At 69.9% G+C, this 17,596-nt stretch carries 15 protein-coding genes and 1 pseudogene; 4 read left to right on the top strand and 12 right to left on the bottom strand.

The window, feature by feature from the left end; genetic code table 11:
- Nucleotides 1-26: 26 nt before the first annotated feature.
- Nucleotides 27-1,253, bottom strand: coding sequence for a DNA polymerase III subunit delta' (locus tag LI94_RS03030; protein WP_192830895.1), 1,227 nt, complete (start codon nucleotides 1,251-1,253; stop codon nucleotides 27-29).
- A gap of 63 nt (nucleotides 1,254-1,316) precedes the next feature.
- On the opposite strand from LI94_RS03030, the gene LI94_RS03025 reads away from it, so the two are divergent.
- A complete protein-coding gene (locus tag LI94_RS03025; protein WP_152664738.1) occupies nucleotides 1,317-2,969 on the top strand; it encodes an adenylate/guanylate cyclase domain-containing protein in 1,653 nt (550 codons plus the stop codon).
- A 1-nt stretch (nucleotide 2,970) separates the two neighbouring features.
- On the opposite strand, the gene topA is transcribed toward LI94_RS03025, so the two are convergent.
- From topA to LI94_RS03010, 3 genes are all read right to left on the bottom strand, one after another.
- The gene (gene topA / locus LI94_RS03020) at nucleotides 2,971-5,787 is read right to left on the bottom strand and encodes a type I DNA topoisomerase (protein ID WP_046300280.1); all 2,817 of its coding nucleotides are present in this window, start codon (nucleotides 5,785-5,787) and stop codon (nucleotides 2,971-2,973) included.
- A 116-nt stretch (nucleotides 5,788-5,903) separates the two neighbouring features.
- Nucleotides 5,904-6,515 (bottom strand): hypothetical protein, encoded by a 612-nt coding sequence (locus LI94_RS03015; RefSeq protein ID WP_046300279.1) that lies wholly within the window; start codon nucleotides 6,513-6,515, stop codon nucleotides 5,904-5,906.
- A gap of 126 nt (nucleotides 6,516-6,641) precedes the next feature.
- Nucleotides 6,642-6,845 (bottom strand): cold-shock protein, encoded by a 204-nt coding sequence (locus LI94_RS03010; RefSeq protein ID WP_005138711.1) that lies wholly within the window; start codon nucleotides 6,843-6,845, stop codon nucleotides 6,642-6,644.
- A 430-nt stretch (nucleotides 6,846-7,275) separates the two neighbouring features.
- Here LI94_RS03010 and LI94_RS03005 point away from each other — a divergent pair, with 430 nt between their 5' ends.
- Nucleotides 7,276-9,636, top strand: a complete 2,361-nt coding sequence (locus LI94_RS03005) for a DEAD/DEAH box helicase (RefSeq protein WP_046300255.1) — start codon at nucleotides 7,276-7,278, stop codon at nucleotides 9,634-9,636.
- A gap of 296 nt (nucleotides 9,637-9,932) precedes the next feature.
- Complete coding sequence (locus LI94_RS03000) at nucleotides 9,933-10,967, top strand: PAS domain-containing protein (protein WP_046300254.1); 1,035 nt, start codon at nucleotides 9,933-9,935, stop codon at nucleotides 10,965-10,967.
- On the opposite strand, the gene LI94_RS02995 is transcribed toward LI94_RS03000, so the two are convergent.
- The 7 genes from LI94_RS02995 to ssd form a co-directional block, all read right to left on the bottom strand.
- Nucleotides 10,964-11,275, bottom strand: a complete 312-nt coding sequence (locus LI94_RS02995; protein WP_046300253.1) for an Rv3654c family TadE-like protein — start codon at nucleotides 11,273-11,275, stop codon at nucleotides 10,964-10,966. The two genes, LI94_RS03000 and LI94_RS02995, sit on opposite strands and share 4 nt — an antisense overlap.
- Before the next feature lie 16 nt (nucleotides 11,276-11,291).
- Nucleotides 11,292-11,639, bottom strand: a complete 348-nt coding sequence (locus tag LI94_RS02990; protein WP_024441734.1) for a TadE family type IV pilus minor pilin — start codon at nucleotides 11,637-11,639, stop codon at nucleotides 11,292-11,294.
- A gap of 6 nt (nucleotides 11,640-11,645) precedes the next feature.
- Nucleotides 11,646-11,837, bottom strand: a complete 192-nt coding sequence (locus tag LI94_RS02985) for a DUF4244 domain-containing protein (protein ID WP_024441735.1) — start codon at nucleotides 11,835-11,837, stop codon at nucleotides 11,646-11,648.
- Nucleotides 11,838-11,929: 92 nt separating this feature from the next.
- Nucleotides 11,930-12,520, bottom strand: a complete 591-nt coding sequence (locus LI94_RS02980) for a type II secretion system F family protein (RefSeq protein ID WP_046300252.1) — start codon at nucleotides 12,518-12,520, stop codon at nucleotides 11,930-11,932.
- Nucleotides 12,517-13,329, bottom strand: a complete 813-nt coding sequence (locus tag LI94_RS02975) for a type II secretion system F family protein (protein ID WP_046300251.1) — start codon at nucleotides 13,327-13,329, stop codon at nucleotides 12,517-12,519. Before LI94_RS02975 ends, LI94_RS02980 begins: the two co-directional genes overlap by 4 nt.
- Nucleotides 13,326-14,507, bottom strand: coding sequence for a TadA family conjugal transfer-associated ATPase (locus LI94_RS02970; protein WP_046300250.1), 1,182 nt, complete (start codon nucleotides 14,505-14,507; stop codon nucleotides 13,326-13,328). Before LI94_RS02970 ends, LI94_RS02975 begins: the two co-directional genes overlap by 4 nt.
- Nucleotides 14,504-15,586 (bottom strand): septum site-determining protein Ssd, encoded by a 1,083-nt coding sequence (gene ssd / locus LI94_RS02965; protein ID WP_125078755.1) that lies wholly within the window; start codon nucleotides 15,584-15,586, stop codon nucleotides 14,504-14,506. Before ssd ends, LI94_RS02970 begins: the two co-directional genes overlap by 4 nt.
- A 427-nt stretch (nucleotides 15,587-16,013) precedes the next feature.
- On the opposite strand from ssd, the gene LI94_RS02960 reads away from it, so the two are divergent.
- Entirely contained in the window at nucleotides 16,014-16,880 is an 867-nt protein-coding gene (locus LI94_RS02960; RefSeq protein WP_046300277.1) for an HAD-IB family hydrolase, read from the top strand.
- Nucleotides 16,881-17,316: 436 nt separating this feature from the next.
- Here LI94_RS02960 and LI94_RS02955 read toward each other — a convergent pair.
- Nucleotides 17,317-17,596 (bottom strand): annotated as a pseudogene (locus LI94_RS02955) (oxidoreductase); the annotation flags it as partial.

Raw genomic sequence — 17,596 nt, 5'->3', positions numbered from 1 at the left:
CCCCGCCTAAACCGGGCCGGGTCAGTCTACAGGTCGTCTCGCAGCGCCTGCCCGACGGTGGCCACCATGGCTCCGACGGCGAAGCGGGGCTTGACGTTGGCCGCGAGGGCGTCGCGGCACTCGAGCACCGCCTCGATGCAGCGCAACAGCCGATCCGGCGACGCGTGAGCGGCGATCGCCGCCACCGCATCGGTCATGTCCGGATGGTTCGGCCGGGCGATGCCGGCCGAGCCCGTGGCCGCCAGCAGGGCGTCGCGGAAGTAGGTGGCCAGGTCGATCAGGGCCCGGTCCAGCGCATCGCGGGCGGCCCGCTTCTGGCGCGAGTTCTGCCGGCGCTCCAGGTCTTTGATCACCCCGGCGGTGCCGCGCAGCGTACCGGCGGTGCCCTTGCCGGTGCCGCCGGCGCCCAGCGCGGTGCGCAGTTCCTCGGTCTCGGCTTCGTCGCGGTCGGCGGTCAGGTCCCGGGCCTCGGACTCCGCCGCGGCCACCAACTCGTCGACCGCGGTGAACGCCCGCGACGGGGTCGCCGCGTCGCGGGCCAGCGACAGGGCCCGCTGGCGACGCTGCCGGGCCTCAGAATCGGTGGCCAGCCGCCGGGCCCGCCCCACGTGCCCGCCGCTGACCGCGGCCGCCCAGTCCGCGGTCTCCCGGTCAAGCCCGTCGGCGTCGATGAGTACCTGGGCGATAGCCGCCGGCGGCGGGGTCACCAGGGCCACGTGGCGGCACCGGGACCGCAGTGTGATGGCGATGTCCTCGGGGTCGACCGAGGGAGCGCACAACAGGAACACCGTCGAAGGCGGCGGCTCCTCGACGACCTTGAGCAGGGCGTTGCCCGCGCCCTCGGTGAGCCGGTCGGCGTCCTCGACCACCACGATCTGCCAACGGCCGGTGCCGGGACGCCGGGAGGCGGCCTGCACGATGGCCCGCATCTCGTCGACGCCGATGGACAGCCCCTCCGGCACCACCTGCCGCACGTCGGCGTGGGTGCCGGCCATCGTCGTGGTGCAGGCACGGCACTGGCCGCAGCCGGGCCCGCCCTCGGACTCATCGGCCGTGCACTGCAGCGCCGCGGCAAAACACACCGCTGCGATCGACCGGCCCGATCCGGGCGGGCCGGTGATCAGCCACGCGTGTGACATACCGCCGGCGGTCATGCCGCTGTGTGCTGAATCACGTCGAGATGCCCGCGCGGCAGCCAGCAGCTCGGCTTCGACCGACTGCTGGCCCACCAAACGCGCGAAAACCCCGGACATCATCGGTCACAGTAGTGGCTTGACCGGACATGCCCCGGACATGACAAGCCATCAGCCTCGGTCATTCCCCCTCTCGCCCGATACGGTGTGCTGGTGAGCACCACGACCCTGGTCGGGCGGATCAACCGATTCGTCCGCTGGGTCGTGCGCACTCCCTGGCCGGTCTTCACGCTGAGCATGCTGCAGGCCGACATCATCGGATCGCTGTTCGTCTTCGGTTTTCTGCGGTTCGGCCTGCCGGACGAAGACCGGATCAATCTGCAGGACCTGCCGCGCCTGAACCTGGCGTTGTTCGCCGTGGTGCTGCTGTGCCTGTTCGCCTTCGGCTTTTCGGTCAGCACCGCCCTACTGATGCCGGTGTTCCGCTGGCAACGCCGCGAGGCCTTGCTCGCCGATCTGGAGACCAACGGCGATTCCGATCCGGCAGATACCGAGCTGGCGAGGTCGCGGGCGCTGCGGATGCCGTTCTACCGCTCGCTGATCAGCATCTGTTACTGGGCGGTGGGCGGCGTGGTGTTCGTCGTGATCAGCTGGCAGGTGGTCTACGACGTCGTACCGATCGTGGTGACCGCGACCGCCCTGGGCGCCGCCGCCACCGCGATCATCGGCTACCTGCAGTCCGAGCGGGTGCTGCGCCCCGTGGCCGTCGCGGCGCTGCGTGACGGCACGCCGGAGAATCTGCGGGCACCCGGAGTCATCCTGCGCCAGCTGCTGACCTGGCTGCTGTCGACTGGGGTACCGGTACTGGCGATTGTGCTTTCGGTGCTGGCCGACAAGGCGTCGTTGCTCAACGCCTCACCGGACAAACTGTTCACCCCGATCCTGCTGATGGCATTGGCCGCCCTGGTCATCGGTCTGGCCGGCACCGTGCTGGTGTCCATGTCGATCGCCGACCCGCTGCGGCAGTTGCGCTGGGCGCTGGGCGAGGTGCAGCGCGGCAACTACAACGCGCACATGCAGATCTACGACGCCAGCGAGCTCGGGCTGCTGCAGGCCGGGTTCAACGACATGGTGCGTGACCTGGCCGAGCGGCAGCGGCTACGCGACCTGTTCGGCCGGTACGTCGGCGAGGATGTCGCGCGGCGCGCCTTGGAGCGTGGCACCGAGTTGGGCGGCCAGGAACGCGACGTGGCGGTGCTCTTCATCGACTTGGTGGGTTCCACCCAGCTGGCCGCGACTCGGCCGCCCAGCGAGGTCGTCAACCTGCTCAACGAGTTCTTCCGGGTCGTGGTCGAGGCCGTTGGACGGCACGGCGGTTTCGTCAACAAGTTCCAGGGCGACGCGGCGCTGGCCATCTTCGGAGCGCCCATCGAGCATCCGGACGCCTCGAGCGCGGCCTTGGCAGCGGCCCGCGAACTGCACGACGGCCTGCTGCCGGTGCTTGAGTCCGAAGAGTTCGGCATCGGGGTGTCGGCCGGACGGGCCATCGCCGGGCACATCGGCGCCCGCGCCCGTTTCGAGTACACCGTGATCGGCGACCCGGTCAACGAGGCCGCCCGGCTGACCGAGCTGGCCAAGCTGGAGCCGGGCCACGTGCTGGCTTCGGCGGTGGCGGTCAGCGGCGCGGTCGACGCCGAGGCGCTGTGCTGGGAAGTGGGCGAGATCGTCGAACTGCGCGGACGTGCCGCTCCCACTCAGCTGGCGCGACCGTTGAATCTCGCTGCGCTGGAACCGATTCCGGCCGAGGACGCCGAGCCCGCGGCCGCAGCCGACTGACTCAGCTCTTGGCGGCCTTCTTCGCGGCAGCCTTCTTCGCCGGTGACTTTTTCGCCGGCGCCTTGCGGGCGGTCTTCTTGGCGGCCTTCTTAGCCGGCCCGCGCGCCCGCCGGTCGGCGAGCAGTTCGGCGGCACGCTCATCGGTGATCGTGGCCACTTCATCGCCCTTGCGCAGACTGGCGTTGGTCTCGCCGTCGGTCACGTACGGACCGAATCGGCCGTCCTTGATCACCATCGGCTTGCCGCTCGCCGGGTCGGCACCCAACTCCCGCAGCGCCGCGGTCGCCGCTGCTTGGCGGCCACGGCGTTTGGGCTCGGCGTAGATCTTCAGCGCCTCTTCGAGGGAGATCTCGAAGATCTGCTCCTCGGTGGCCAGCGACCGAGAATCGGTGCCGCGCTTCAGGTATGGCCCGTAGCGGCCGTTCTGCGCGGTGATCTCATCGCCGGACTCGGGGTCGACACCGACCACCCGCGGCAACGACAGCAGCTTCAGGGCGTCGTCGAGTGTGACGGTTTCCAGGGTCATGCTGCGCAGCAGCGAACCGGTGCGCGGCTTCGGGCCGGTCGGCTTCTTCCCCTTCTTGGCGGTGCTGCCGGACTCGTCGTCCGGGGGCGGCGGCAGAACTTCGGTGACATACGGGCCGTAGCGGCCGTCCTTGGCGACGACCTCGTGCCCGCTGACCGGGTCGATGCCGAGCGACCGGCCCTCCTGCGGGGTGGCGAAGCGTTCCTCGGCCAGCGCCAGGGTCAGCTCGTCCGGCGGCAGCGAGTCATCCAGGTTGGCCCGCTGCGGAGTCGGCTCGCCGTCGTCACCGGTGACCATCCGTTCCAGGTAGGGCCCATTCTTTCCCACCCGCACATAAACCGGCCTGCCCTCGGCGTCATCGAACAGCCGGATCGAGTTGATCTCTCGGGCGTCGATGCCCTCCAGGTTGACCCCGACCAGCTTCTTCAGGCCGCCGGCCCGGGCGATCGAGTCCTCGACCCCGTAGTCGCCACCGAAGTAGAAGTTGTGCAGCCAGTCGACCCGGCGCTGGCGCCCGGCGGCGATCCCGTCGAGCTCGTCCTCCATGGCGGCGGTGAAGTCGTAGTCGACCAACCGGCCGAAGTGCTGCTCGAGCAGGCCGATCACCGCGAAGGCCACCCAGGTGGGCACCAGGGCGCTGCCCTTCTTGTAGACGTAGCCGCGGTCCTGGATGGTCTTGATGATCGAGGAGTACGTCGACGGCCGGCCGATGCCCAGCTCTTCGAGCGCCTTGACCAGTGAGGCCTCGGTGTAGCGCGCGGGCGGGTTGGTGGCGTGCCCGTCGGGGGTCAGCTCGGTGGCGTCCACCCGCTGGCCCTGGGTCAGCTGGGGCAGTCGCCGCTCGGCGTCGTCGGCTTCACCGCCGGCCAGCTCATCGACGGTCTCCACGTAGGCCTTGAGGAAGCCGGCGAAGGTGATGGTGCGGCCGCTGGCGGCAAACGTCACCTGCTGAGACCCGGAGTTCCCGCCGATCCGCAGGCTCAGGGTGGTGCCGCGGGCGTCGGCCATCTGCGAGGCGACGGTGCGCTGCCAGATCAGCTCATAGAGCCGGAACTCGTCGCTGCCCAGCTCGTTGCGCACCGCGTCGGGGGTGGCGAACGTCTCGCCGGCCGGCCGGATCGCCTCGTGGGCTTCCTGGGCGTTCTTGACCTTGCGGGTGTACTGCCGCGGCGAGGGCGACACGTACTCCTCGCCGTAGAGCTGGCGGGCCTGCGTGCGGGCGGCATCAATAGCGCTGGCCGACAACGTCGTCGAGTCGGTACGCATATAGGTGATGTAGCCGTTTTCGTAGAGCCGCTGGGCGATGCTCATCGTCCGCTCGGCGGAGAACCGCAGCTTGCGGCCGGCTTCCTGCTGCAACGTCGAGGTCATGAACGGCGCGTAGGGCCGCCGGGTGTAGGGCTTCTCCTCCACCGAGGTGACCGACAACGACGCGCCTTGCAGGCCGGTGGCCAGTGCGGTGGCCGCGGCCTCGTCGAGGACGGTGACTTCGGAAGGCTTCTTCAGCGCGCCCAGCGAGTCGAAGTCGCGGCCGCTGGCCACCCGCAGCTCGTCGACGGCGACCAGGCGGGCGCTGAAGTTGGGCGGGGAGGCCGACGGGTCGGAGACGCTGGCGTCCAGTTGGGCGACCACGTCCCAGTAGGAGGCACTGCGGAACGCCATCCGCTCGCGTTCGCGCTGCACGATGATGCGGGTGGCCACCGACTGGACGCGGCCCGCCGACAGCTTCGGCGCGACCTTCTTCCACAGCACGGGGCTGACCTCGTAGCCGTACAGCCGGTCCAGGACGCGTCGGGTCTCCTGCGCATCTACCAGGTCGATGTCCAGGTCGCGGGGGTTCTCCGCGGCGTTGCGGATCGCCGGCTCGGTGATCTCGTGGAACACCATCCGTTTGACCGGGATGCGCGGTTTCAGGGTCTCCAGCAGGTGCCAGGCGATCGCCTCGCCCTCCCGGTCACCATCGGTGGCCAGATAGAGCTCGTCGACGTCTTTGAGCAGGCCCTTGAGCTCGGCAACGGTGCTCTTTTTGTCGGGGCTGACGATGTAGAGCGGTTCGAAGTCGGCGTCGACGTTGACGCCCAATCGCGCCCAGGCTTCGGTCTTGTACTTCGCCGGTACGTCGGCGGCGTTGCGCGGCAGGTCTCGGATATGTCCTCGGGAGGACTCCACGACGTAATTGCGTCCCAGGTAGCTCGCAATTTTCCGTGCCTTGGTCGGCGACTCGACAATGACGAGCCGCCGCACGGGTGTTTGATCGCCATTGCGGGCGCTCACCGTCTTAGAGTCAGCCACCTTGCGCTTACCACTCCACTTCTGTCCGCACCGCCGCGTCACGCCGCCGGTGGACAACTGACAATCTCGCACTCACGCCCGTGCCGATGCAAACCGGCGCTCAGCAGTGCATTGTCTCAAAGACCGCCCGCATGGCCCGGAATCGTGGCTCCGACACGCGGCCATTGACTCAACGCCTCGGGGTCCGCGGGCGGTTCCCCGACGTTTTCGACCAGCCGCGACAACCTGCGGCGGCCGGTGATCCGCAGCGCCGGATGGCCGCCACGAGTCCCGATCAGGGTGGGCGCGATCCCCACCCGCATCATCGCCGAGGCCAGCGGCTCGTGGGTGTCCGGTGCGTGCGGGTCGAGGCCGAGTAGGTATCGGTCGTCCTCGGCGGTTCCGGCCGCCAGTGTCCATGCTCGTAGTTCACGTGGTCCCGGCAGCCATTGCGGCGGCACCGTTTTGACCGCCCCGCGGGTCCAGGCCTGCGCCAGCGCGCGCAGGCGCGTGTCAACCGCAGTCCGCACCAGCGGGGTGTCTTCCTCGGTGCGCGTGACCTCGGACGGCAGACCGGCTTCGCCGATCAACTCGGCCAGTGCCACAGCTCGCCAGGGGGCGTCGACCACGACCGACAGTCGCGCGCCATCGCCCACCACGACGATCTGTCCCGGGCCAGCCAGCACCCCGGTGAGGTCGGCAACGCTGGGCGGCACCGACTCTGCCGAAAAGAAGGAAAGCTGGCTCACGTCACCGACAGTAAGCCGGTCCACCATCCGGCGGCAGCCGGGGCGGTCCTACCTGCCCGAAACGAAACCCCCCGGCTTAGCTCCGTTGGCGGGAGCTGCCCGGGGGGTGACGTCAAATTCCGTGGCTCAGACGGCGCGGACGCCCGTGGCCTGAGGGCCCTTGGGGCTCTGGCCGACCTCGAACTCCACCCGCTGGTTCTCCTCGAGGGTGCGAAAGCCGGACCCTTGGATTTCCGTGTAGTGGACAAACACGTCCGCCGACCCGTCTTCAGGCGCAATGAAGCCGAAGCCCTTTTCTGCGTTGAACCACTTCACAGTTCCCTGTGGCATTTGTCGATCTTTCCTTACTCTTCTTGCCCGGTGCAGTGCGCACCGTTGTTCGGGGCACCGATTTTCGCTGCCCCGGGCCTGTTCCGGCCGCCGTACCCTGGCGGTCGGTCGATGCTGCCACCGACACACCCCCGCGGGTACTGCGGCCGCAACCACAGATCCTGCGAAGGCTTAACACGAACACAGAAGCTACGACCGTCCATCAGTCAACCATGTTCGTCGCGCCGAGGACAGACTGCGGTGCCGAAATCTCGGCCGAAGGGTGAACAATACGGCGGCGGGCATTCGAGGCCGGCGGTTCAGCGAGGCTCGACGTAGGAGAGGCGAAGCTGGGACCGCCGCATAAACCCGGCGGTTCAGCGAGGCTCGACGTAGGAGAGGCGAAGCTGGGACCGCCGCATAAACCGGGCAATTTAAGATGGGACCAACGATGGCGAATTTCGGCGGTGAATTGCTGGCCGCCGCGCTCGCCGGGGTGGAAACGGGTGAGGATCCACTGCGTCACGTCGCCGACCTGCCGGCGTCGGCGGGCCGTACCGCAGCCTGGCCGAAGTGGGCCGATCCCGACGTGATCAGCGCCTTTACCGGGCGCGGGATCGAGGCGCCGTGGTCGCATCAGCTGGCCGCCGCCGACCTGGCGCACGCCGGGAGTCACGTGGTGATCAGCACCGGCACGGCCTCGGGGAAATCGCTGGCCTATCAACTCCCGGTGCTGCAGGCACTGGCGACCGATCCGCGCGCCCGGGTGCTCTACCTGTCACCGACCAAGGCGCTGGGGCACGATCAGCTGCGCGCTGCGCACAGCCTGACCGCGGCGGTGCCACGCCTCAGTGGCGCGGCCGGAGCCGTGGCGCCCACCGCCTACGACGGCGACAGCGCCGCCGAGATCCGCCGGTTCGCCCGGGAGCGGTCCCGCTGGGTGTTCTCCAACCCGGACATGATCCACCTGTCGCTGCTGCGCAACCACGTCCGCTGGGCGGCCTACCTGCGCGGGCTGCGCTTCGTGATCGTCGACGAGTGCCACTACTACCGGGGAATCTTCGGCTCACACGTGGCGATGGTGCTGCGACGGCTGCTGCGGTTGTGCGAGCGCTATGCGGCGCCGGGTGCGGCGGCCGGGCCCACCCTGATCTTCGCCAGCGCGACCACCGCGTCACCGGGCGCCAGCGCGTCGGCGCTGATCGGCCGGCCCGTCGCCGAGGTTACCGAGGACGGCTCGCCGCACGGGGCCCGGACGGTGGCCCTGTGGGAGCCGGCGCTGCGCACCGATATGACGGGCGAGAACGGTGCGCCGGTGCGCCGCGCCGCCGGTACCGAGGCGGCCCGGGTGATGGCCGACCTGATCGCCGAGGGGGCCCGCACCCTGACCTTCGTGCGCTCGCGTCGCGGGGCGGAACTCACCGCGCTGGCGGCCCGCACCCGGCTGGAATCGGTCGCCCCGGCGCTGGTCGACAAGGTCGCCTCCTACCGGGCCGGCTACCTGGCCGAGGATCGCCGTGCCTTGGAGCGCGCGCTGGCCGACGGTGAGCTCTATGGCCTGGCGACTACCAACGCCCTGGAACTCGGTGTGGACATCGCCGGGTTGGATGCGGTGGTGATGGCCGGCTTCCCCGGCACGGTGACCTCGTTCTGGCAGCAGGCCGGCCGGTCGGGTAGGCGGGGCCAGACGGCACTGATCGTCTTGGTCGCTCGCGACGACCCGCTGGACACCTATTTGGTGCATCACCCCGCGGCGCTGCTGGACAAGCCGATCGAACAGGTGGTGATCGACCCGGGAAACCCCTACGTGCTGGGGCCGCAGCTGCTGTGTGCGGCCGCCGAACTGCCGTTGACCGTCGCCGAAGTGGCGCAGTTGGGCGCCGAGCAGGTGGCCGACGGTCTGGTCGACGACGGACTGTTGCGACGGCGGTCGCAGAAGTACTTCCCGGCGCCCGGGCTCGAACCGCACGCGACGGTGGAGATCCGCGGGTCGGCGGGCGGGCAGGTGGTGATCGTGGAAGCCGGCACCGGCCGCCTGCTGGGCAGCGTCGACGCCGGGCGAGCGCCGGCCACGGTGCACACCGGCGCGGTGTATTTGCATCAGGGTGAAAGTTATGTGGTCGATTCGCTGGATACCGAGCGGCAGATCGCGTTCGTGCACGCCGAGGACCCCGGCTACGCCACGTTCGCACGCGAGATCACCGACATCGACGTGACGGGGCAAGGCGAACGCGCCTGGTTCGGTCCGGTCAGTCTCGGCCTGGTGCCGGTGACCGTGACGCGCCAGATCGTCGGCTATCTGCGGCGGCTGCCGACCGGGGAGGTGCTGGACTTCATCGACCTGGACGTTCCGCCGGCGACGTTGCCCACCATGGCGGTGGTCTACACCGTCACTGCCGCCGCGCTGGCGGACCGCGGGGTCGCCGGACCTGCGATCCCCGGGGCGTTGCACGCCGCCGAGCACGCGGCGATCGGGCTGCTCCCGCTGGTGGCCAGCTGCGATCGCGGCGACATCGGAGGCCTGTCCACCGCGGTGGGCCCGGACGCGCTGGGCGGCCTTCCCAGTGTCTTTGTCTACGACGGCCACCCCGGTGGCGCCGGCTTCGCCGAGCGCGGGTTCCGCGCGGCGGCCACCTGGCTTACCGCCACCGCGGAGGCGATCGAATCCTGCGAGTGCCCGCACGGCTGCCCGTCGTGCGTGCAATCGCCCAAGTGCGGTAACGGCAATGACCCGTTGGACAAGGAAGGCGCGGTGCGAGTGCTGCGATTGGTGCTCGGCAACCTCGACGGCTCGCCCGCGGGCCCGGAATGACTGCGGGAGTCGGCCGACCCCCCGAACGGCCGACTCCCCCGAGCCCTTACCCCGTCAACTGCGTCGCAGTGACGAGCGTCACCGCGCGACGGGACACGCGGGACAGTAAGACGAACGGTCGAGAGATGCGATCCGTTCCCAAACCGGCACATGACCGGATGCGGCCGTAAGTTACCGGCTGCAACGGACCCCCCGCAACTCGGGGGCGCGCCGTCCGGCGGCAAGCGAGCGTCGAATCCGGGAAATTACTCACTGTTGACGCTGGTAGAAGGGCAGTAGTCGTAATATCCCGACTTATGGCGCACGACTGGTTGCTGGTAGAAACCCTCGGGAGTGAACCGGTAGTCGTCGCGCAGGGCCGCCAGCTGAAGAACCTCGTGTCGCTGGCCCAGTTCCTGAGACGCAGCCCACACCTCGCGGCTATTCACACCGCGATCGCCGAATCGGTTCGGACCGGGCAGGCCCTGGCCAGCATCACGCCCCGCCGCGATCGGGTGATCCGCACCGAACCGGTGGTGATGTCCGATGGCCGGGTGCACGGGGTGCACGTCTGGACGGGACCGGCCGACATGGAGCCGCCCGAGCGCCCCATCCCCGGCCCGTTGAAGTGGGACCTGACGCTGGGGGTGGCCACTGACACCAGGGAGTCGCTGATCAATAGCGGCAAGGACCCGGAGGTGGAGGCCACTCACGGCCGCGCGTTCGTCGAAGAGTTGCCCGCCCGTGAGTTCAGCCCGAACGAGAACAAGGTGCTGGCCCTGGCGATCCGCGCCGAGCCCGGACAGACCATCTGCAGCAGTTGGGATGTCACCGATTTCACCGGTGAGACCATTCGGGTGGGCTTCGTGGTCCGCACGGCGCGCGAGACCGTCCCCGGCGGGCGGGTGCATCTGGTGACACGCGGGATGAACTGGCGCTGCCAGTTCGATGGCGTAGTGCAACGCCCCGACTACTTGGCACAGCAGATCCTGCGCGCACTGGCCCAGCCGGGCGTGTACCGGGCCATGGGCGATCTGTCCAACCGGCGACTGCTGAAGTGGCTGGATGAGCCGTGTCCGCTCTACGACTGGCGCAATCCGGCGGCATCGCGGGTTCACCCAGACGATCAGGAGCGGGCCACCCGGATGGAGAACGAGATGGCCCGCTCGCAAGGGCCGGTCAGCGGGGTGCTGCGACTGCGCCAGCACGACGGCGGCTGGGCGCCGGTCCACGTGACCATCACCCAGGTGGAACTCGACGAGGGGACCGTGGCCGGGATGGTCGCGCTGCGACTGCCTAACGAGGCCGAACTCGCCGAGGCCGGCTTGAGCGCTGCTGGGAAGGCTCCCTAGCCGGCGGGCCCGGCGCGCGCCGTCGCCCGGGCGGGGCCAAATCGCCAACCGGGCACCGGCATCGCAGCGGTGATCACCACATCGAGTCCGTCGACCGTGCAGCTGATTTCACCGGCGCGCATCCGCGCGCCCAGCATCCTGGCGTGCGCGCAGGCCTCGGCGGGTCCGGCGGGCACCCGGCCCGCGCCGGCCAGGGCCGCCAGGTCGGCGATGGCCTGGGCACGGTGTCGGGCGATGACCGCCCCACCGAGCACGAAGCCGCCGCCGGTGACGCTGAGCAGCACCGCGACCATCGCGGCCGCGGCCACGGTGGCCCCGCCGGCCTCACCGCGACTGCTCGACCGCGGAGACCGCTTCGGCGCTGATCGCCAAGCCGGGCAACAGAGCCGGCCGGGCGGTGACGCGGGCAACCACCACGTCACCTTCGGAGCGCAGCCGGACCGTCGCACCGTCGGGCGCGATTCGTCGTACCACCACGGCGACCGCCGAGGCGTCGCCGCGCGCCGCGAGCCGGGCGGCTTCCCGCGCGGCGTCGACGCAGCGGATTTGGGCGGACACCGCGGTGATCCCGGCCAGGCAGAACACCAGCACGCAGACCAGGGTCGCCAGCGCGAACGCCGCCTCGACCGTGCTGGCGCCGGTGTCCCCGACGAATCGCGCACGGCCGCGCACGACCCGTCAGACCTTGGTGTTTAGCGCGCGCCCGATCACCCGGTTCAGTGCCGACACGATCGAATCACCGGTGACCACCGTGTAGAGGATCGCGCCGAACGCCGCGGCAGCGATCGTCCCGATCGCGTACTCCACCGTGGACATCCCGGAGTCATCGGATGCCAGCAGCACCATCTTCAGTGATAGAACGCGAAACATGTTGCGCGTCTGAGTTATACGTGTGCTCACACAACCTCCTTCATCGGTAACCTTTTCCGGCTGGTGGGGCCTGTCGGCGATGCATCGCCCGATCACAGCAGGCCCGACCGCAGCACATCGCCGGCCAGGCCGGCCACGACGGGCACGATGCCCAGGCACACGAATGCGGGCAGAAAGCACAGTCCGAGCGGCCCGGCGATCAACACCCCGGCCCGCTCTGCGGCGGCCGTCGCCGAATGCGCCGCCTCGTCGCGACACTGCGTGGCAAGTTCGCCGAGCCCACCGGCCAGCGCGGTGCCCGATGATCCCGAGCGTCGGGCCATGCGTAGCACCGCGGTAGTCGTCGGGTCGAGTGCGCCGGCAGCCTGACCGTTCGGCGCGGACCAGGCCACGCCCGGTTCGGCACCCAGCGCCAGCAGGTCCGCCCCGCGGTGCAATGCCGCCGCGAGCGCCGGCGACGCGTGCCGGGCGGTGGCCGTAGCCGCCCCGGACACGGACATCCCCGCGGTCAGACAGAGCGCGAACACCTCGAGGTCGGCCGCCAGGGCCAACGCATCGGAGCCTGGGACTGGCTGCCGTGGGGACGGCCGCTCTGGCCGGGGTGGCCGGGCCCGCCCCCGCGCCGTCGCCGGTCCGGCGGCCGCGAGTACCGCCGCCGCCAGCAAGATCGCAGCGGCGCTCATAGGACACCGCCCGCCTGAGCGGTGATCCGGTCTGACCACAGCAGCCCGGCACAGACCAGACCTATCCCGATCAGCGACAGCACCCCGCCCGTTCCGCCGAGCAGAAAGACCACCGGCCGAGCTCCGATCAGCTGCCCCAGCAGCACGCCGAGCAGCGGCAGACAGGCCAAGAGCGTCGCCGAGGCCCGGGCGCCGGCCATGCCGGCTTCGGCACGCGCCGAGAACCTTTGCCGGGCAGCGATATCGCGTTGCGCGGCGTGCATCAACGTGGCGATCGCCAAGCCGTGGTGCCCGCCGAGTTCCCAATAGGCCGCCAGCCGCTCCCACTGCGACGGCAGCGCCGAGGACACGCCCGCCTCACGCAGGCCGGTCGCGACATCGGCCCCGAGCCGCGCCCGAGCGGCGACACCGCCCAGGCCGGCGGCCACCGCGGGATGCTCGGATTCGGCGGCCGCCAGAGCGAACGCCCGCACCGGGTGCGCTCCGACGCGCAGCTCACCGGCCAGCGCATCCAGCGCGGTCTCCAGGGCGCGCGCCTCCGCAACGGCCCGACCCCGGCGCAGACCACGGCGGCGACGCAGGACGGCAGTGGTTCCCAACACGACGGCAGCCAGACAGGTGCTGCGCGGCAGGACCAGTGCGGCCAGCACAGCGACGCCGGCCACCCCGCCGATAAGGCTCCCACGACTGACCCACCCGGCGACCGCACCGCGGCCCGGGCGGCCGGCCGGTGCGATGCGGCGGCGTGGCGAAGCACCGAGCAGGATCGCCGCTGCCAGCGCCAGTGCCGCAGTCGCGGGCCCGCTCACGCCGGCATCCGCTCGCGCAGCAGGGCGCGGAATTCGGCGGCGTGGTCGGTCAGTCCGCGTCCGATTTGCCACACCGCCGCGACCTGCACCTGCCCGGCGGCAGTGCGGCGCAGCATCGAGATGTCAGTGAGTCGCCGCAGGCCGGCGCGGTCCCGCCCGACGTGCATCAGCACCTGGACCGCTGATACCAGCTGACTGTGCAGGCCGGCGCGGTCCAGACCACCCAAAGCGGCAAGCGCTTCCAGGCGGGCCGGAACCTCGGCCGAACTGTTGGCGTGTACGGTCCCGGCACCGCCATCGTGGCCGGTGTTCAATGCGGCCAGCAGGTCGACCACTTCGGCGCCCCGAACCTCGCCGACCACCAACCGATCCGGCCGCATCCGCAGCGCTTGCCGGACCAGATCGCGCAAGCTCACCTCGCCGGCACCTTCGACGTTGGCCGCGCGGGCCACCAGTCGGACCAGGTGGGGGTGGCGAGGTTGCAGCTCGGGCGCATCCTCCACGCACACCACCCGCTCGCCTTCGCTGACTGCGCCGAGCAGAGCGGCCAGCAGGGTTGTCTTTCCGGCTCCCGTACCGCCGGAGACCAGAAACGCCAGCCGGGCGGCGATGATCTCGGACAGCAGGGCGGCGGCCTGCGGCGCAATGGCGCCCGCGGCGGTCAGTGCGACCAGGTCCTGGGTGGCCGGACGCAGCACCCGCAACGACAAGCACGTCCCGTCGGCCGCAACCGGGGGCAGAATCGCGTGCAGGCGCACGCTGAACTCGCCGGTGCCGCCGACGTTGAAGCCGTGCAGCTGCCCGTCTACCCACGGCTGGGCGTCGTCGAGCCGACGTCCCGCAGCGACCGCCAGCCGCTGCGCCAGCCGTCGCACAGCGGCTTCATCGGCAAACCGGATCTCGCTGCGCCGCAATCCCGCTCCGTCGTCGACCCACACCGCATCCGGGGCGGTGACGAGAACGTCGGTGGTGGCCGGGGCACACAGCAGTGGTTCCAGCACGCCGGCGCCGGTCAGTTCGGTCTGCAGAACGCGCAGGCTGGAGAGCATTTCGGTATCGCCGAGCACACCGCCGGATTCAGCCCGGATCGCTGCGGCCACGGCGCGGGGGTGCAGCTCCGATGACCCAGACTCTGAGGCCAGGCGTTCCCGGACCCGGTCGATCAGCGAATCCCTCATGACGCCAGGTCTTTCCGGTGTGGCAACAGTTGAAGGACCCGGCCGGCCGCCGCCGTCAGTGCGGAGCGGCGGTGCAAGCGCAGACCCGCGTGTTCGAGGCGCTCGGCCAGTCGGGGTTCGGCGCGCAACGCGGCCAGCAGCGGCAACCCGACGATCTCTGCCACCTCCGCAGCCCGAAGTCCGCCGGGAGACGGTCCGCGCACGACCAGGCCGACGTGCGGATTCACCGCGCGCAACCGCGGTGCGACCGCGGCGCCGGCCACGCACGACCGTACGTCGCAGGAGCTGATTACAACCACGAGATCGGCGGCGCTCAGCGCGGTTTCGGCGGGATCGACCAACGACCGGGGAAGGTCGCAGACCACGGTGACCCCGCCACGACGGCCCGCATCCACGACAGCGTCGACGGTGCCGGCGTCGACGTCAGTGGCCTGATAGGCCGAGTCGCCCCGGCTGGCACTGGAGAGCACACTGACCCCGCGCTGGCGGGGCAGCGCTTCGCGCAGCGCCGACCAGGTCAGCCGCCCGCTGTGCTGCGCCAAGTCGCGCCAGCGCAGGCCGGCAGCGTTCTCGGTGCCCACCAGCAGATCGATGCCCCCGCCCCACGCGTCGAGGTCGACCAGCAGCGCATCACCGGCATGCTGGGCCAGTGCCGTTGCCAGCAGCGATGCGCCCGCTCCCCCGCGTGCGCCGATCACCGCGATGACGTCGCCGCGGCGCGCCCCGTCGCGCACCGACTCACCGGCTTCGGCCAGGGCGGCCACCAGCTCATTGCCTTCGGCGGGCAGGGCAAGCACCCGGTGCGCCCCGACGGCGACGCCGGCTTGCCAGGTGAGGGTGCTGGGTGGGCCGCCGGCGAGCACGACGACGTGGGGGCGGCGCGGCAACCGGGCCGGACCGCACCGGGCGGCAGCCTCCTCGTCCAGCACCACGGCGGCGGCAGCCGACCACGCCCTGCGGTTCGGTATCTCGGTGCCGAGGTGAATGACGCGTACACCCGCCGCCGCGGCCACCCGGTCCAGCTCGTCGCGCAGCACCGGTTCGGTAACAAGGGCCAGCAGGCCGGCGGCTGTGCTCACCGCCTCACTGTGGCGCGACGCCGCCCGGCGCAACACCCGATCCGTGGCAAGTGTGGATGAAATTTCCAACTGGGGATAACTCGAAGTTATGCGTTATCGCTAGAACCAAACTAATCGTACGAAAAGCTGAATCTGCAACACGTTCCAGTCAGTGTGAGGACTCTCCGGCGAACTAATTACCGGATAAAAAAGACGACCCCCGCCAGGGGGGGAGGAGGCGGAGGTCGTCGCGTATCAACCCCGGGGGGTCGGGCCGATACACCCTCAGCATAAGCCGAGTGATGCCACTATACACACGAATGGGTGGTCCGGCGCAAGTGTTTGCAAGTGTTGCTATCAAATGGCGACCTAAATCTCGCACTACGTGTGAAGTGCTCTTTCTTCCGTAGCACCGGGCTAGCAGACCGCTCGCACCTATGCTGTGGCGGTGACCGCATCCACCCCGCAGCCGCACTCAGCGCCTACGTCAGCAACCGACCCTGCGGCACCTTTCCCGGCCCCTCGAACCCGTACGGCAGCGTTCCTGGACCTCGATCAGACGGTCATTGCGAAGTCCAGCGCGTTGGCCTTCAGCAAACCCTTTATGGACCAGGGACTGATCAACCGTCGGACCGTGCTCAAGTCGAGTTATGCGCAATTCCTGATGCTGTTGTCCGGCGCTGACCACGATCAGATGGAGCGAATGCGCGCCCACCTGACCAACATGTGCACCGGCTGGAACGTGGAACAGGTCAAGGCGATCGTCAACGAGACGATGCACGACATCGTCACGCCGCTGATCTTCGCCGAGGCGGCTGAGCTGATCGCCGATCACAAACTCTGCGGCCGCGACGTGGTGGTGGTGTCGGCCTCCGGCGAGGAGATCGTGGCGCCCATCGCCCGAGCGCTGGGCGCCACCCATGCCATGGCGACGCGGATGGTCGTGGCCGACGGCAAGTACACCGGCGAGATCGCGTTCTACTGCTACGGCGAAGGCAAGGTGCAGGCCATCCGCGAGCTGGCCGCTCGCGAGGGCTATCCGCTGGAGCACTGCTACGCCTACTCGGACTCGATCACCGACCTGCCGATGCTGCAGGTGGTCGGGCACCCGTCGGCGGTGAACCCCGACCGCGCACTCCGCAAAGAGGCGATCGCCAACGGCTGGCCGGTGCTGACCTTCTCGCGGCCGGTGTCGCTGCGTGACCGCATCCCCGCGCCCTCCGGTGCCGCGCTGGCCACCACTGCCGCGGTCGGCGTCAGCGCACTGGCTGCCGGCGCGCTGACCTACTCCCTGCTGCGACGACTGGTGCCCTGATCCCGCCTCCAGCAAATATCGCTGATCACAATCCGATGACGCGGCACCCGCCATATGCGATTGGGCCTTGCTGTGTCGTGCGTCACGTAGTACAAAGGAAGCACGGAAGCCGGTAAGGCCAGGGTCGACCCGGAAGAGAAGGATCGATCTCCCGAGCCGCACTTCCCAGTACGGAGAGCGGTACCCACGCGGAGCCACAGCCGCGAAGATGGCAGAAGTGTTGCGGGCCTGCGTAATTGCGGAACGTGATCGGTGTTGCCAACCCTTTGGGTGGGGTTGCAGCCGAAGAACACCGCAGGAGCGCCGAGGCCACCCACGCAGCCCAAGTTGGACGCTTGGTAACCGTGTACCGTGCTAGCGGGCGGCGAGCCGAATCATTCGGAGCGCCGCCCGCTTCGTTAGTTCCAGGCCCAGCTCGAGCGGCCCGAATCGGCGCCTAGCGACCCGCCTCAGCAATCCCCAGCGCATCGAGCGCACCGGTGCGCATCGCACCGCAACACAGCAGCAGCCAGGCGCTGACACCCTCGGTTGAACCGGTCGCGAAGTCGGCCGCCGCCCGCCGGTAGTCGCGCGCGTTGCGCATCCAGGTCACCTCGGGCACTCCCAGCCCATGACGGTCCAAACCGCTGGCGATCGTGACCAGCCGGGCCGCCCCGCGGGCCACCACTCCGTCGGCGCTGCCGAACGGCGCCAGCGTCAGCAACTCACCGTGCACC

The sequence above is a fragment of the Mycobacterium sp. UM_Kg27 genome (assembly GCF_000972905.1).
Classification (GTDB): domain Bacteria; phylum Actinomycetota; class Actinomycetes; order Mycobacteriales; family Mycobacteriaceae; genus Mycobacterium.
This window is presented reverse-complemented; position numbering and strand designations above follow the sequence as displayed.